General features: G+C 64.0%; 20 protein-coding genes. 6 read left to right on the top strand and 14 right to left on the bottom strand.

Going from position 1 to position 13024, the window contains the following annotated elements:
- Nucleotides 1–93: 93 nt before the first annotated feature.
- Both H7828_RS20210 and nth read right to left on the bottom strand, forming a co-directional pair.
- The gene (locus tag H7828_RS20210; protein WP_226782881.1) at nucleotides 94–1086 is read right to left on the bottom strand and encodes an adenosine kinase; all 993 of its coding nucleotides are present in this window, start codon (nucleotides 1084–1086) and stop codon (nucleotides 94–96) included.
- Entirely contained in the window at nucleotides 1083–1727 is a 645-nt protein-coding gene (gene nth, locus H7828_RS20205) for an endonuclease III (protein ID WP_226782880.1), read from the bottom strand. The genes H7828_RS20210 and nth overlap by 4 nt, the downstream gene beginning before the upstream one ends.
- 132 nt (nucleotides 1728–1859) lie before the next feature.
- On the opposite strand from nth, the gene H7828_RS20200 reads away from it, so the two are divergent.
- From H7828_RS20200 to H7828_RS20190, 3 genes are all read left to right on the top strand, one after another.
- Nucleotides 1860–2705: a methylated-DNA--[protein]-cysteine S-methyltransferase gene (locus H7828_RS20200; RefSeq protein WP_226782879.1), complete on the top strand. Its 846-nt coding sequence runs from the start codon at nucleotides 1860–1862 to the stop codon at nucleotides 2703–2705.
- Nucleotides 2706–2821: 116 nt separating this feature from the next.
- Nucleotides 2822–3475, top strand: coding sequence for a YiaD family glycine zipper/OmpA-like lipoprotein (locus H7828_RS20195; protein ID WP_226782878.1), 654 nt, complete (start codon nucleotides 2822–2824; stop codon nucleotides 3473–3475).
- A 115-nt stretch (nucleotides 3476–3590) separates the two neighbouring features.
- Complete coding sequence (locus H7828_RS20190) at nucleotides 3591–4352, top strand: FadR/GntR family transcriptional regulator (protein WP_226782877.1); 762 nt, start codon at nucleotides 3591–3593, stop codon at nucleotides 4350–4352.
- Nucleotides 4353–4511: 159 nt separating this feature from the next.
- Here the strand turns inward: H7828_RS20190 and H7828_RS20185 are convergent, their stop codons facing one another.
- The 5 genes from H7828_RS20185 to H7828_RS20165 all read right to left on the bottom strand — a co-directional run bounded on the left by H7828_RS20185 (nucleotide 4512) and on the right by H7828_RS20165 (nucleotide 7082).
- Nucleotides 4512–5072, bottom strand: coding sequence for a F0F1 ATP synthase subunit B (locus H7828_RS20185; protein WP_226782876.1), 561 nt, complete (start codon nucleotides 5070–5072; stop codon nucleotides 4512–4514).
- Nucleotides 5073–5077: 5 nt separating this feature from the next.
- The gene (locus tag H7828_RS20180; protein ID WP_226782875.1) at nucleotides 5078–5620 is read right to left on the bottom strand and encodes a F0F1 ATP synthase subunit B'; all 543 of its coding nucleotides are present in this window, start codon (nucleotides 5618–5620) and stop codon (nucleotides 5078–5080) included.
- A 73-nt stretch (nucleotides 5621–5693) separates the two neighbouring features.
- Nucleotides 5694–5930 carry a F0F1 ATP synthase subunit C gene (locus H7828_RS20175; RefSeq protein WP_226782874.1) on the bottom strand — a complete coding sequence of 79 codons (237 nt, stop codon included), beginning with the start codon at nucleotides 5928–5930 and terminating at the stop codon, nucleotides 5694–5696.
- A gap of 57 nt (nucleotides 5931–5987) precedes the next feature.
- Nucleotides 5988–6734 (bottom strand): F0F1 ATP synthase subunit A, encoded by a 747-nt coding sequence (locus H7828_RS20170; RefSeq protein WP_226782873.1) that lies wholly within the window; start codon nucleotides 6732–6734, stop codon nucleotides 5988–5990.
- Between the two features lie 6 nt (nucleotides 6735–6740).
- Entirely contained in the window at nucleotides 6741–7082 is a 342-nt protein-coding gene (locus tag H7828_RS20165; RefSeq protein ID WP_226782872.1) for an AtpZ/AtpI family protein, read from the bottom strand.
- A gap of 229 nt (nucleotides 7083–7311) precedes the next feature.
- On the opposite strand from H7828_RS20165, the gene H7828_RS20160 reads away from it, so the two are divergent.
- Nucleotides 7312–7692 (top strand): ArsR/SmtB family transcription factor, encoded by a 381-nt coding sequence (locus H7828_RS20160; RefSeq protein ID WP_226782871.1) that lies wholly within the window; start codon nucleotides 7312–7314, stop codon nucleotides 7690–7692.
- Nucleotides 7693–7836: 144 nt separating this feature from the next.
- Here H7828_RS20160 and H7828_RS20155 read toward each other — a convergent pair whose 3' ends face one another.
- The gene (locus H7828_RS20155; RefSeq protein ID WP_226782870.1) at nucleotides 7837–8469 is read right to left on the bottom strand and encodes an OmpA family protein; all 633 of its coding nucleotides are present in this window, start codon (nucleotides 8467–8469) and stop codon (nucleotides 7837–7839) included.
- A 290-nt stretch (nucleotides 8470–8759) separates the two neighbouring features.
- On the opposite strand from H7828_RS20155, the gene H7828_RS20150 reads away from it, so the two are divergent.
- On the top strand, nucleotides 8760–10007 hold the full coding sequence (locus H7828_RS20150; protein ID WP_226782869.1) for an AGE family epimerase/isomerase: 1248 nt from the start codon (nucleotides 8760–8762) through the stop codon (nucleotides 10005–10007).
- Between the two features lie 3 nt (nucleotides 10008–10010).
- Nucleotides 10011–10169 carry a hypothetical protein gene (locus H7828_RS20145; protein WP_226782868.1) on the top strand — a complete coding sequence of 53 codons (159 nt, stop codon included), beginning with the start codon at nucleotides 10011–10013 and terminating at the stop codon, nucleotides 10167–10169.
- An 83-nt stretch (nucleotides 10170–10252) separates the two neighbouring features.
- Here H7828_RS20145 and rpmE read toward each other — a convergent pair whose 3' ends face one another.
- The 6 genes from rpmE to rpsP form a co-directional block, all read right to left on the bottom strand.
- The gene (rpmE, locus tag H7828_RS20140) at nucleotides 10253–10474 is read right to left on the bottom strand and encodes a 50S ribosomal protein L31 (protein WP_226782867.1); all 222 of its coding nucleotides are present in this window, start codon (nucleotides 10472–10474) and stop codon (nucleotides 10253–10255) included.
- Between the two features lie 11 nt (nucleotides 10475–10485).
- On the bottom strand, nucleotides 10486–10869 hold the full coding sequence (rplS, locus tag H7828_RS20135; RefSeq protein ID WP_226782866.1) for a 50S ribosomal protein L19: 384 nt from the start codon (nucleotides 10867–10869) through the stop codon (nucleotides 10486–10488).
- Nucleotides 10870–10920: 51 nt separating this feature from the next.
- Nucleotides 10921–11754, bottom strand: coding sequence for a tRNA (guanosine(37)-N1)-methyltransferase TrmD (gene trmD, locus H7828_RS20130; RefSeq protein WP_226782865.1), 834 nt, complete (start codon nucleotides 11752–11754; stop codon nucleotides 10921–10923).
- An 81-nt stretch (nucleotides 11755–11835) separates the two neighbouring features.
- The gene (locus H7828_RS20125; protein ID WP_226782864.1) at nucleotides 11836–11997 is read right to left on the bottom strand and encodes a DUF1328 family protein; all 162 of its coding nucleotides are present in this window, start codon (nucleotides 11995–11997) and stop codon (nucleotides 11836–11838) included.
- A 76-nt stretch (nucleotides 11998–12073) separates the two neighbouring features.
- A complete protein-coding gene (gene rimM, locus H7828_RS20120; protein WP_226782863.1) occupies nucleotides 12074–12586 on the bottom strand; it encodes a ribosome maturation factor RimM in 513 nt (170 codons plus the stop codon).
- 55 nt (nucleotides 12587–12641) lie between these two features.
- The gene (gene rpsP / locus H7828_RS20115; protein WP_226782862.1) at nucleotides 12642–12995 is read right to left on the bottom strand and encodes a 30S ribosomal protein S16; all 354 of its coding nucleotides are present in this window, start codon (nucleotides 12993–12995) and stop codon (nucleotides 12642–12644) included.
- Nucleotides 12996–13024: the final 29 nt, after the last annotated feature.

Genomic DNA, 13024 nt, shown 5'->3' with positions numbered 1-13024 from the left:
ATCCTCCAATCCCGGTAAACAATGGGATCAGAGTAGCGACAGTTTTTCACCGCGCAACGAAAACTGCATGACAAATGCCGTTCGCCGGAAGGGTCAGCCCAGCCCGTGCCGCTTGAACAGGGCGGTCAGATCGGTTTCGGCCCGGGCTCCGATATGGGAAATCACCTCGCCCGCCGCGATGCAACCGGCGCGCCCGCAATCCTCGGGGGACATGCCTTCGCACAGCGCCCAGAGGAACGCCCCGGCGAACAGATCGCCCGCGCCCGTGGCATCGACCACCTTCACCTTCGTCGCCGGAACGTGCCAACGCTGCCCGCCCGTCAGGATGTGGGCGCCGTTCTCGCTGTCGGTACAGGCGACCATGGCCACCTCGGACGCGGCCTTTGCCAGCGCGGCGTCGAAATCCTCGGTCTCGTACATCGACAGCATTTCCGCGCGGTTGCAGAACAGCAGGTCGGCGTGATCGCGGATCAAGGCGCGGAAGGCCTCACGGTGGCGCGACACGCAGAAGGGATCGGACAGCGTAAGCGAAACCTTGCCCCCCGCCCCCTTGCAGGCCGCGATGGCCTTGGCAAAGGCGGCGTGGCTGTCGGGCCCGTCAAAGCGATAGCCTTCAAGGTAGATCCACTCGGCCTCGGCCATCCGGGCCTCGTCGATGTCGCTTGGCGCCAGAAACTCGGTCACGCCAAGGTAGGTGTTCATCGACCGCTCGCCATCCGGCGTCACCAGAACGATGCAGCGCCCGGTTTCGCCATCGGCCTCGGGGCCGGCCATGGCGGTTTCATAGCTGACCCCCTGCGCGCGCAGGTCATGGGCAAAGATCGCGCCCAGTTGATCGTCCTTCACCTTGCCCACATAGGCGGCCCGCCCGCCAAGATGCGCGATCCCCGCGATGGTATTGGCCGCCGAACCGCCGCTGATCTCCTTGGCCGGGCCGATCTTGCCGTAAAGCTCGACCCCGCGCGCCATGTCGGTCAGCTGCATGATGCCCTTCTCGACACCGTTTTCGGCCAGGAAGGCATCGTCGCACGAGGCCAGCACATCGACCATTGCGTTGCCGATACCGACAACCTGAAACTTCTTCATAGGTTCTTATCCTCGTAGGCGCAGAGATCGCGGATCAGGCAGGCGGCGCATTTGGGTTTGCGCGCCAGGCAGACATAGCGTCCGTGCAAGATCATCCAGTGGTGGGCGTGCTGCTGGAACTCGGCGGGGATGTTGTCTTCGATGGCGCGTTCCACCACGTCGACATTGCGCCCCGGCGCGATTCCGCTGCGGTTGCCAAGGCGGAAGATGTGGGTATCGACCGCCTGCGCCGGAATGCCGAACCACATGTTCAGCACCACGTTGGCTGTCTTGCGCCCGACGCCGGGCAGCGATTGCAGCGCGGCGCGCGACGACGGCACCTGACCGTCGTATTCATCCACCAGAAGGCGGCTGAGCTTGATGACGTTCTTCGCCTTGTTGCGAAACAGGCCAATGGTCTTGATATGCTCGGTCACGCCTTCCTCGCCCAGCTCCAGCATCTTTTCGGGCGTGTCGGCCAGGGCGAACAACTTGCGCGTCGCCTTGTTCACCCCGGCATCGGTGGCCTGCGCGCTCAGCGCGACGGCCACCACCAGCGTGAACAGGTTCACATGCTCAAGCTCGCCCTTGGGCTCCGGCTCGGCGGCCTGGAACCGGGCAAAGATCTCGTGGATCGTGCGATAGGAAAGCTGTTTCGCCATGCCCCCCTAATGCCCAAGCGCCCGGGACCAAACAAGCCCGGATTGCCCCGAACCGGGCGCCAATGCGCAAAAACCGGATCGCGCAGCGGGCATGGCGCGCCTATTCTGACCGCAACGACAGAAAGGCACCCCATGTCAGATATCGAGCAAAGTTATTACTGGCCGCTGATGCGCCGCGCCATCGAACGCCTGGACGCCCCCGAAGGCCGCGACCTGACGCTTGAGGATATCGCCCGTGACATGAACCTGTCGCCGGCACATTTCCAGCGGGTCTTCTCGCGCTGGGTCGGAATTTCGCCCAAGCGGTTTCAGCAATACCTGCGGCTGGGCCATGCCAAGACCCTGCTGCGCGACAGGCACACGACGCTGGCCACCGCCGATGCCGTGGGGCTTTCGGGCAATGCACGGCTGCACGATCTTTTCCTGCGCTGGGAATCCATGTCGCCGGGCGATTTCGCCCGCCAGGGCGCGGAGCTGACCATCCGCCATGGTCTCTTCGACAGCCCCTTCGGCCCTGCCCTTGTCTTGGGCACCGAAAGGGGCATCTGCGGCATGGCCTTCACCGCGGAAACCGGCGAAGCGGCAGCCCGCGACGACCTGATGGCGCGCTGGCCCCGCGCCACCTTTCGCGAAGACGCGGGAATGCTGCGCCCCTGGGTGCGTTCGGCCTTCGGGGCGGCGGCGGGCGATGACCCCACGCCGCTTTACCTGATCGGGGCGCCCTTCCAGTTGCAGGTCTGGGAAGCGCTGCTGACCGTGCCCACCGGCCATGTCACCACCTATGGCGACATCGCCCAGAGCATCGGCAACCCCAAGGCCGTACGCGCCGTGGGCACCGCCGTGGGCCGCAACCCCGTAAGCTGGCTGATTCCCTGCCACCGGGCCCTGCGCAAATCCGGCGGATTGGGGGGCTATCACTGGGGCCTGCCGGTGAAACGCGCCATGCTGGCCCATGAATCGGCCGTCACCGATCTCTGAACCACACGCAAACGTGCGGCGATCATCCGCCGACGGCGCATTTCTTCCTGTCAGGTATGGAACCCGATGGCCTATATCACACGTTGGAGATGTGTCGAAATTCGAGCGAGGACAAAATGATTTCTAAACGATATGCCCTTCTGGCCGCGACCGCAGGCACCTTTGCCCTGACGGCCTGTACCGACCCGATGACAGGCGATCCCAACCGCACCCGCACCGGCGCGCTGACCGGTGCCGCCATCGGCGCCGTTCTGGGCGGCACCAAGGAAAGCGGCAGCGACCGCCTGAAGAACGCCGCCATCGGCGCGGCCATCGGCGCCGCCGGTGGTGCCGTTGTCGGCAACATCCTCGACAAGCAGGCGGCGGAACTGCGTGGCGACTTCGGCAATGGCCAGATCGAGGTCGTGAACCGCGGCAACGATCTTCTGGTGCGCATGCCCCAGGACATCCTCTTCGCCACCGACAGCACAGCCGTCGCCAGCGGGCTGCGCAGCGATCTTGGTGTGCTGGCCGCCAACCTCAACCGCTACCCGAATTCGGTGGTCGAGGTTCAGGGCCACACCGACAACACCGGCTCCAGCGCCTACAATCTGGACCTATCCCAGCGCCGCGCCCAGGCCGTCACTGCGATCCTGGCCTCGAACGGCGTGTCATCATCGCGCCTGCGCGCCGTGGGCATGGGCGAAGACAGCCCCCTCGCCTCGAACCTCACCCCCGATGGCCGGGCGCAGAACCGCCGCGTCGACATCATCATCCGCCCGACCAACTGATCGGGACAGCAGATGCAGGGAAAGGCCGGGCCACAGCGCCCGGCCTTTTTCGTTGCCCTTGCCCCCTTTCGCCGCTGGTCATATCGTTTGACCAATTCAACCGGGGGCCCAGACCATGCCGTTTCAGAGGGTGCAGCCCGAAAAGCTATCCGGCGCCGTGGTGCGCCAGATCGAACTGCTGATCCTGCGCGGCATCCTGCGCCCCGGCGAAAGGCTTCCCTCCGAACGCGACCTTGCCGAGAAACTGGGCGTCTCCCGCCCCTCCCTGCGCGAGGCAATCGCCGCCCTGCAATCGCGCGGCCTGCTGGAAAGCCGGGCCAATGCAGGCATCTTCGTTTCCGCCAGCCTGGGCGCCGCCTTCCCCCCGGCCCTGACCCAACTCTTCTCCGCCCACCCCGAGGCAGTCTTCGACTACATCGCCTTCCGCCGCGACATGGAGGGGCTGGCCGCTGAACGCGCCGCCCGCCACGGCACCGAAACCGATCTGCGGCTGGTCCAGACCCTGCTGGAAAAGATGGAGCACAGCAGCGGCGACCCCGAACAGGACTCGCAGCTCGACGCCGCCTTCCACCTTGCCATCATCGAGGCCGGCCATAATGTCGTGATGCTGCACATGATGCGCTCGATGTACGACCTGCTGCGCCAGGGCGTCTTCTACAACAGGCAGGTGATGTTCAAGCAACGCACCACCCGCGCCATGCTGCTCGACCAGCACCGCCTCATCAACGCCGCGCTCCAGGCCCGCGATCCGGCAGCCGCCCGGGCCGCCATCGAAACCCATCTCGATTATGTCCGCACGGCCCTCAGCGACCAGCACGCAGCGGAACGCAACGAAACCATCGCGCGCCAAAGGCTGGAACACGAACAGGCCCGCTAGGTGCCCCCATCTTTGGTCCTGAAATATCCCGGGGTCTGGGGCAGCGCCCCAGTCCGGCGCCCACCAAGGGCGCAACCTCAGGCAAGAGAGGCGCCCCAAGGAAAAAGGCCCGGAGCATCCGCCCCGGGCCTTTTCCAAATTCTACACCAGACGCTGCGATCAGTGCAGCTTGGCCTCGACCGTCTTGATCGAATCGTCGATCAGGGCCGATGCCCGCTTGCCATCGGTCTGCTTGGTCAGCACATCGGCCGCAGCAGCGACAGCCACCTGGATCGCGCGGTCGCGCACTTCCTTCACGGCGTTGCTCTGTGCCGATTCGATCTGCTCTTCCGCTGCACGCAGACGCCGCTGGATCGAAACCTCGAGGTCGGCCTTGGCCTTGGCGGCGGCACTGTCGGCCTCCTCCTTGGCGGCGGCGACGATACGGTCGGCCTGGGCCTGAACTTCGCCCTGCTTGCGCTCGTAGGATGCCAGAAGGGTCTGAGCCTCCTCACGCAGGCTGCGGGCCTCGTCCAGGTTCGACTTGATCTCGTCCGACCGCTTGTCCAGCATCGCCGTCAGCATCGGCGGAACCTTGAAATAGATCAGCACCGCGATGAACAGGATGAAGGCGATCAGGACCACGAAGTCCGTGTTGCCCAGCGAAAAGAACGGCCCCGATGCCGCAAGTGCGGGCGTTGCCGCCAGCGCGACCGTCAGGGCGAGTGTCAACTTGCGCATATCTCTCACCCCTTCAACCGGCTTTGAACGGCACCGTCGATGTCGCCCTGATCGGTGGACCCACCCAGTGCGGCAACGATTGCCCCGGCCGTATCCTTGGCCACGGCCTCGACGCTTTCCATGGCACCGGCGCGGATCTCGTTGATCGCCTTTTCCGACTCGGCGGATTTGGCTGCGATTTCGGCGTCGGCCTTCTGGATCGCGTCGTCCAGATCGGCCTGAATCTCGGCCTTGGCGGCGGCCACGATGCGTCCTGCCTCGGCGCGGGCATCGGCCAGCGCCTTGTCATAGGCCTTCTCGGCCTCGACGGCCTTCAGCTTCAGCTCTTCGGCAGCGGCGATGTCGTTGGTGATCGTCCCCTGGCGTTCGGCCAGAACCGACCCGATGCGCGGCAAAGCGATGCGGGACAGAATGAAATAGATCGCAAACAGCGCTACGATCAGCCAGAATATCTGGTTCGGGAAGGTCGAGAAATCGAGCTGGGGCATCCCCGCCTCGATCTCATGGGCGACCGTATCGGCCCCGTGCCCAGCTGTTTCGGTTGCCATGTCGTCCCCCTTGAAACCTTGCAATCCACCGGGCGGGCGTTTCCGCCCACCCGGCCGTAAGGATCAAGCTGGATCAGACAGCGAACATCAGCAGCAGCGCGACGAGGAACGAGAAGATCCCCAGCGCTTCTGCGAATGCGATGCCGATGAACAGGGTCGCGGTCTGGGCTGCGGCAGCCGACGGGTTGCGCAGGGCGCCCGCCAGGAAGTTGCCTGCAACGTGGCCCACACCGATGGCGGCGGCGCCGGAACCGATGGCGGCCAGGCCGGCACCGATGAATTGACCCATTTGTGCGATATCGCCTTCCATGTCTTCTCTCCTTACGATGGAATTAGGTATTGATGTGATGTTGTGTCGGGCTGACCGTCAGTGACCGGGATGCAGGGCATCCTTGAGGTACACACAGGTCAGGATCGTGAAAACATAGGCCTGGATGAAGGCCACCAGCACTTCCAGGGCATAGACCCCGACCATGCCCGCGATGGCGATCGGCGCCACGGCGGTGACGGCTGCGAAACCGGCGAACACCTTCAGCACGGCGTGACCGGCCATGATGTTGCCCGCAAGACGGATGGAGTGGCTGACCGGGCGCACGAAGTACGAGATAAGCTCGATGATCGCCAGGATCGGGCGCAGGGCCAGGGGCGCGCTGGACACCCAGAACAGGCCCAGGAACTTCGATCCGTTCTTCACGAAACCCAGGATGGTGACGGTCAGGAACACGCCCAGAGCCAGCACCGCGGTAACGGCGATGTGGCTGGTCGTGGTGAAGGACATGGGGATCAGGCCCAGGAAGTTGGCGAATACGATGAAGAGGAACAGCGTCATGATGTAGGGGAAATACTTGAGCCCCTCCTTGCCCGACACGTCCTCGACCATCTTGTGCACGAAGCCATAGGCCAGTTCGGCCACCGACTGCGCCCGCCCGGGGATCACGGCGCGCCCCTTGGTGCCCAGCACCATGAGAAGCAGAACCGCACCGACGGCCAGCGCCAGCCACAGGGTGACGTTGGTGATGGTGAACATGCCCACCGGTCCGTCCCCGAACAGGGGCTGAACCTTGAACTGGTCCATCGGATGAATACTCAGACCGCTTCCGCCTTCGGCTGCCATGTGCCCTCAGTCCCTTTTGTCAGACGCGTGCGGGTCTTCGCCCGCCGCGCGTATCGCGTCGTCCTGAAGCTCTTTCGCGGTGCGCATCATCGTCTTCACACCGGCAGCCAGCCCCAGGCCTATGAATATCAGCATGAATATGGGCAGCGTGCCCATCAGCACATCCAGCCCGTACCCGATGCCAAAGCCGATCCCAAGACCGGCCACAAGCTCGATCACCATTCGCCAGGCGATGTTCGCCGTGGAATAGTGTTCATCCTGCCGCGCCTTGGGGGCATTGGCCTGTTTGGCAGCGGCGATCTTGCGGTCCAGCGCCTTCATGCGCTCGCTCTGCGGATCATCGGCCAAGGCACACCCCCTCTGGACGGCTGCGCGGACACTATGAATGCCGGCGCCCCGAGTCAAGCCGTCGCTGCAACGCAGAACGGGCCGTATAATTCATTGAAATTACTCGCTTTATCTTGCGGTCAGCAAAGGCAATCCTGCGCCGCTCCTCACCCTCAGGCTGGAATGCCCGCCAAAGCCATATTCAACCATACGGTTGACGAACATTCAGGGCAGTGCCACTGCTCGGGCCATGAGCCAGAACCTCGACACCATTTTCGCCGCCCTGGCCGATCCCACAAGGCGGCGGATCCTGTCAATGTTGCTGGAAGACGACATGGCCGTGACCGATGTGGCGCACGGTTTCTCGACCTCGCTTGCCGCCATTTCAAAGCACCTTGGCGTTCTGGCCACGGCAGGCCTGATCACGCAGGAAAAGCGCGGGCGGGTGAAGTGGTGCAAGCTGGAGCCCGATGCCCTGCGCGATGCTTCGATCTGGATGCAGGCCTTCGGACAGTTCGAAGCCATCCATCTGGATGCCTTCGAACGCTTTCTGGAAACCGAACTTGCCGGTTGCGATGGGTTACAGGACGAACTGCACGATCGCCAAGACGATGACGATAAGTCCGACTAGGTAGATGATCCCGTTCATGGTGTTTTCCCTTTCAAGTTGAAGGAAAAACGCGCCCTGCCCGATATTGTTCCTTGCCCGACTGCAAACGAAGAACGGCGCCCGAAGGCGCCGTTCCGAAAGTCTGTGGTCTTGGGTCGGAGCGGCTTAGTTGCCGCCACCGCTGCCCGAACCACCGGTGCTGCCCGAACCCGAACCCGAGCCCGATCCGCTGGTGCCGTCGCCGCCACCGTTGTCGCCCAGGGCGCCGATGATCACGATCGCGCCGAGGATAGCGGCTGCCGCACCGGCACCGCCCAGCAGGCCCGCACCGGCAGGCAGGTTGTCAAAGTCTTCGGCCTTACAATCGGAAACCGTCACTTCCACGCGGCGGTTCAGCTGATTCGGGCCGGTATCGGCGACCTTCAGGTTGCTCTCACCAAAGCCGGTGGCGTTGTTCACCTTGATCGAGGTGCCACTGGTCAGATAGTCGGAAACCGTTGCTGCACGGCGCTTGGACAGTGCCAGGTTCGCGGCTTCGGAACCGACGGCATCGGTGTAACCCGCCAGATCGACGGTTTTGCCATTGTATTTGCTGCGAACAATATCCAGCAGGCCCTTGTTCGTGGTCGACACGGCCGCGCTGCCGAAATCGAACGGCAGGGCGATAACGCAGGTCTCGGCTGCGGCGACGCTGGCCGATGTACCCAGTGCAAAAACGGCGGCGGCGGCTGTCGGGATGAAATTTGAAATCTTCATTGGGTCCTCACCAAAAATCTCGAGTTGAGCCTCGTAAATCACGTTACGCGAAAAACTACCACAGGTTAATGGCAGTCTCCAAGGGACGCCAGCCACTTTCGTGGCTTTCGCGCCGCACTGCTTGTTTCATGGGCGATTCGCCGCCCATCGCAACGATATCGGCCCGTCATGGCGGCGCTGCCCGCGGCTGGGCAACAACCCGCCGGGCGGAGGATGGAGGAAGATCCAACGGCAGGCAAGGCGCTCGGAAGGCCCGTGCGAAGATGACGATTGCAGCCCTGCCGATTGGCGCCGATAAACCGGCAGGGAATGCGCCTAAAGGAGAAACGGCAATGACCACCACATCGCTTTGGTCGAACGCAACAGGCCCCAGGTTCATCGACCGACCGGCCCACAGACAGTGGTTGCTGGACCAGGCAGGCGGGCTTGTCGATTTCTTCCTGCCCGTCTCGATCGACCCCGAAGGCGGCTTTCACGATCTCGACCGCATGGGCGAACCCCGGCTCGACTCGCCCAACCGCGAGCTGCACATCACCACGCGGATGGTGCATTGCGCGGCCATCGCCCACCTTCAGGGGCTGCCCGGCGCGGATGCGGCCATCGACCACGGGATGCGGTTTCTCTGGTCCGGCCACCGCGATGAAACCCATGGCGGATATTTCTGGACCATGGGCGACGGCGGCCCGTCGAACGACAGCAAGCAGGCCTATGGCCATGCCTTCGTCCTGCTTGCGGCCTCGTCGGCCAAGGTTGTCGGCCATCCCGATGCCGACCGGCTTCTGGGCGACATCACGCAGGTTCTGCACGACCGGTTCTGGGACGCAAAGGCAGGTGCCACCACCGAGGAATACAAGGCGGACTGGTCGGCGATCAGCGACTACCGGGGCCAGAATTCCAACATGCACCTGACCGAGGCGCTGATGGCCGCCTTCGAGGCGACGCAGGACTCCAGCTATCTTCAGATGGCCAACAGCATCGCGGAGCTGATCATCAACCGTCATGCCCGCGCCGAAGGCTGGCGCGTGGCCGAACATTTCCACGCCGACTGGACGGTTGATCGCGACTATTCCGGCGATCCGATGCTGCGCCCGCGCGGCGTGACGCCGGGCCATGCGCTGGAGTGGGCGCGGCTGCTGATCCAGCTGTGGGAACTGGGCGGGCGGGCGCACGACTGGATGCCCGAAGCCGCGCAATCCATGTTCCTGACCGCCTGTGAAACCGGGTGGGATGCTGAAAAGGGCGGCTTCTATTACACCCTTGGCTGGGACGGTCGGCCCGATGTGCCCGATCGCTATTGGTGGCCCTGCTGCGAAGGCATTGCCGCCGCCAGCGCCCTCCTGCGCTCGACCGGCAAACCCGTTTTCGAAACCTGGTATCGCCGCATCTGGAGCTTTTCCGCCCGCCACCTGATGGACCCCGATTTCGGCGGCTGGTTTCCCGAACTCGACACCGACCTGCAACCGGTCGAACGTGTCTTTACCGGCAAGCCCGACATCTATCACGCACTTCAGGCCTGCCTGATTCCGCTCTACCCCGCCGATGGCAGCATCACCTTGCAGATTTCCCGCCCGGGGCAATAGGCGATGACCACCGAGGCGCAGCAGGCGGCGCCTTGCCCCGATGTGGTGATCATCGGGTCGGGCGTCGACGGCGCGTCGGCGGCGGTCAACCCGGCGCTGACCGTCGCGGCCCAGGCCCTGCGCGTGGGGGCGCATCTGGGGCAATGCTGGCACAGGGTCTAGCAGGTTTTCGCAACCGCAGTTCCGGCCAACGAAAAAGGCCGCCCACATGGGGCGGCCTTCCGAATTCGCGGTGAAAACCCGGCTTAGAAGCCCAGGCCTTCGTATTTCTTCTTGAACTTCGACACGCGGCCGCCGGTGTCCATCAGGCGGGTGTTGCCGCCGGTCCAGGCCGGGTGAACCGAGGGGTCGATATCCAGCGCCAGTTGGTCGCCTTCCTTGCCCCAGGTCGATTTCATCTGAACGACATCGCCATTGGTCATCTTGACGTCGATCATGTGGTAGTCGGGATGAGTATCTTTTTTCATGACGCGTCTCCTCAGGCAGACTTGTCGGCGAGGGGCCGATAGTTGGTGACTTCGGCGATACGGGCCGATTTGCCGCGACGGGCGCGCAGGTAGTACAGCTTGGCGCGACGCACCTTGCCGCGACGGATCACGGTGATGCTGTCGATGTTGGTCGAATGCAGCGGGAACACACGCTCCACGCCTTCGCCAAAGGAAATCTTGCGAACGGTGAAGGAACCGGCAATGCCCTTGCCGTGCTTGCGCGAAATGCACACGCCTTCATAGTTCTGCACCCGGGTGCGGGTGCCTTCGGTCACCTTGTAACCGACGCGGATGGTGTCACCCGCCTTGAAATCGGGGATCTCTTTCCCCAGTGCGGCGACCTGTTCGGCCTCCAGCTGTGCGATCAGATTCATCTGACGGCTCCTCATGTTTGCACGGGTTTGCCCGCAACGTGTGATGCGCCCTCAGAGCTCTTGGTCATCCTTCGGGTCCATACCGCGGCTTTCGCAATATGCCCGCCAGAGATCAGGGCGGCGTTCCTTTGTCAGCCTTTCGGCCATGTCCCGGCGCCATTGGGCGATCTTGCCGTGATGGCCCGACAGGAGAATGTCGGGGATGTCGCGGCCTTCCCAATGGGCGGGTTTCGTATACTGGGGATGTTCCAGCAGACCGGTGGAAAAGGATTCCTCTTCCGTGGATGCATGATTCCCGAGCACGCGGGGTATAAGCCGGACGGTGGCGTCAATCAAGGCCTGAGCGGCGATCTCCCCCCCCGTCATGACGAAATCGCCAAGGCTCACTTCCTCGATGCCGTGATGTTCGATCACCCGCTCGTCCACGCCTTCGAACCTTCCGCACAGGAGGGTGATTCCGTCGGCCCTGGAAAACCGTTCGGCCATCCGCTGATCGAAGGGCTTGCCGCGCGGGGAAAGGTAGACCAGTGGCCAGCGGCCCCGGTCGGCGGGCGTTCCGCGCGCGGCATGCCGGATGGCACGGTCAAGCACATCGGCCCGCAGCACCATCCCCGCACCGCCCCCCGCGGGCGTGTCATCGACGTTGCGATGCCTGCCCTCGCCGAAAGTGCGCAGGTCGATGGCGTCAAGCCGCCAAAGCCCCTCTTGCAGCGCCTTTCCGGTCAGTGAAGCGCCCAGCACCCCGGGGAAGACCTCGGGGAACAGGGTGATGATGCGGGCGCACCAGGCGCCGTGCAGATCCGGCCTGTCGGTCATCAGGACGCGCGGTTGCGCCGTGGCCTGGATGGACAGGCGACCGTGGGATTTGGCGGGCGGTTCGGTCATGGGAACATACCGGTTCGGGAATTTCGCACTGCCCTAGCATATGAGCGCGGGAACGGAACCCGTGAAACCGCCCGCCCCCGCTCAGGCGATGGCGATTATGCCCAGCAGTACCAGCAGGAAAAGAACCAGCGCGAGGCCGATCAGGAATTTCGCACCGGTCAGCGCCGCACCCGAGATGCGGCCGAAACCAAGCAGCGCCGCGACGGCGGCAACAACGATGAGGATAAGAATGAGTTCAAGCATGGGTCTGTCCCTTTGTCAGCGGCATTGGCGCCGTATTGACGAAGCAACGCCGCCCGGGCCCGGCCTGTTCCCATGCTCAGGGAAGAAGACCCTCGGGGGGATCGGCAACGATGCGCCCTGCCCCCAGATCGACCGTGGGAACATTGGCCAGCGTGAAGGGCAGAAGAACCGTTTCGGCCACGCCGGGAAGTTTCAGTTCCAGAAGATCGGCCGCGCCGTGGTTCTGGACCGATTGCACCTTGCCGATCAGCGCGCCGCCGGTGTCGTGCACCGGAAGGCCGATCAGGTCGGCGTGGTAATATTCGTCATCGGGAAGCGACGGCAGGCGGTCGCGCGGGGCGAACAGCCGGATGTTGCGCAGGGCGTCGGCCTCTTCCCGGGTTTCGACCCCGGACAGGCGGGCGGAAAAGCCCGTCTTGATCGCGCCGGTAAGGGTGATGTCGAAGCTGCGCGTGCCATCCTCGGTGGTGAGGGGGCCATATTCCGCGATGGCCGCAGGATCGGCGCAGAAGCTTTTCAGCCGGACATCGCCGCGCACGCCGAAGGCGCCACCGACAGCACCGACACAGATCAGATCGTCCTTGGGCATCACATTGACATTCCAACAGGAAAGCCCCGCGCCGGGGGGCGCGGGGCGATTGGCTTCACTCTTCGGCGGGGGCGGCAGCCTTGGCGGCCTTTTCCTCGGCGCGGGCGACGGCGGCCTTGCCGGGGGTGCCCTTCTTGGCGTTGTTGCGCACCTTCTTGTCACGCAGACCGGCCGCTTCCAGGAAGCGCGAGATGCGGTCGGTGGGCTGGGCGCCCTGGGACAGCCAGTACTGGATGCGCTCGACATCCATCTTCACGCGGTTCTCGTCGTCCTTGGCCAGCAGCGGGTTGTAGGTGCCCAGCTTTTCCAGGAAGCGACCGTCGCGCGGCATGCGACTGTCGGTGGCGACGATGGAATAGTGGGGGCGCTTCTTGCTGCCGCCACGGGCGAGACGGATCTTCATGGCCATTTGGTGTTCTCCTTTGAATGGCTGGGTCG

The sequence above is a fragment of the Oceaniglobus trochenteri genome, assembly GCF_020529025.1.
GTDB classification, from domain to species: Bacteria; Pseudomonadota; Alphaproteobacteria; order Rhodobacterales; family Rhodobacteraceae; genus Oceaniglobus; species Oceaniglobus trochenteri.
Note: the sequence above shows the minus strand (reverse complement) of the source record. Positions and strands in the feature narration are given on the sequence as shown.

Excerpts from the sequence above, each read along its gene's own strand:
- H7828_RS20200 (WP_226782879.1), top strand. The coding sequence starts at position 1,860 with ATGTCAGATATCGAGCAAAGTTATTACTGGCCGCTGATGCGCCGCGCC.
- rpmE (WP_226782867.1), bottom strand. The coding sequence starts at position 10,474 with ATGAAAAAAGATACTCATCCCGACTACCACATGATCGACGTCAAGATG.
- trmD (WP_226782865.1), bottom strand. The coding sequence starts at position 11,754 with ATGACCGAACCGCCCGCCAAATCCCACGGTCGCCTGTCCATCCAGGCC.
- H7828_RS20210 (WP_226782881.1), bottom strand. The coding sequence starts at position 1,086 with ATGAAGAAGTTTCAGGTTGTCGGTATCGGCAACGCAATGGTCGATGTG.
- H7828_RS20190 (WP_226782877.1), top strand. The coding sequence starts at position 3,591 with ATGCCGTTTCAGAGGGTGCAGCCCGAAAAGCTATCCGGCGCCGTGGTG.
- H7828_RS20180 (WP_226782875.1), bottom strand. The coding sequence starts at position 5,620 with ATGGCAACCGAAACAGCTGGGCACGGGGCCGATACGGTCGCCCATGAG.
- H7828_RS20175 (WP_226782874.1), bottom strand. The coding sequence starts at position 5,930 with ATGGAAGGCGATATCGCACAAATGGGTCAATTCATCGGTGCCGGCCTG.
- rimM (WP_226782863.1), bottom strand. The coding sequence starts at position 12,586 with ATGCCCAAGGACGATCTGATCTGTGTCGGTGCTGTCGGTGGCGCCTTC.
- rpsP (WP_226782862.1), bottom strand. The coding sequence starts at position 12,995 with ATGGCCATGAAGATCCGTCTCGCCCGTGGCGGCAGCAAGAAGCGCCCC.
- H7828_RS20195 (WP_226782878.1), top strand. The coding sequence starts at position 2,822 with ATGATTTCTAAACGATATGCCCTTCTGGCCGCGACCGCAGGCACCTTT.
- H7828_RS20125 (WP_226782864.1), bottom strand. The coding sequence starts at position 11,997 with ATGCTTGAACTCATTCTTATCCTCATCGTTGTTGCCGCCGTCGCGGCG.
- H7828_RS20170 (WP_226782873.1), bottom strand. The coding sequence starts at position 6,734 with ATGGCAGCCGAAGGCGGAAGCGGTCTGAGTATTCATCCGATGGACCAG.
- H7828_RS20185 (WP_226782876.1), bottom strand. The coding sequence starts at position 5,072 with ATGCGCAAGTTGACACTCGCCCTGACGGTCGCGCTGGCGGCAACGCCC.
- H7828_RS20160 (WP_226782871.1), top strand. The coding sequence starts at position 7,312 with ATGAGCCAGAACCTCGACACCATTTTCGCCGCCCTGGCCGATCCCACA.
- nth (WP_226782880.1), bottom strand. The coding sequence starts at position 1,727 with ATGGCGAAACAGCTTTCCTATCGCACGATCCACGAGATCTTTGCCCGG.
- H7828_RS20150 (WP_226782869.1), top strand. The coding sequence starts at position 8,760 with ATGACCACCACATCGCTTTGGTCGAACGCAACAGGCCCCAGGTTCATC.
- rplS (WP_226782866.1), bottom strand. The coding sequence starts at position 10,869 with ATGAATCTGATCGCACAGCTGGAGGCCGAACAGGTCGCCGCACTGGGG.
- H7828_RS20145 (WP_226782868.1), top strand. The coding sequence starts at position 10,011 with ATGACCACCGAGGCGCAGCAGGCGGCGCCTTGCCCCGATGTGGTGATC.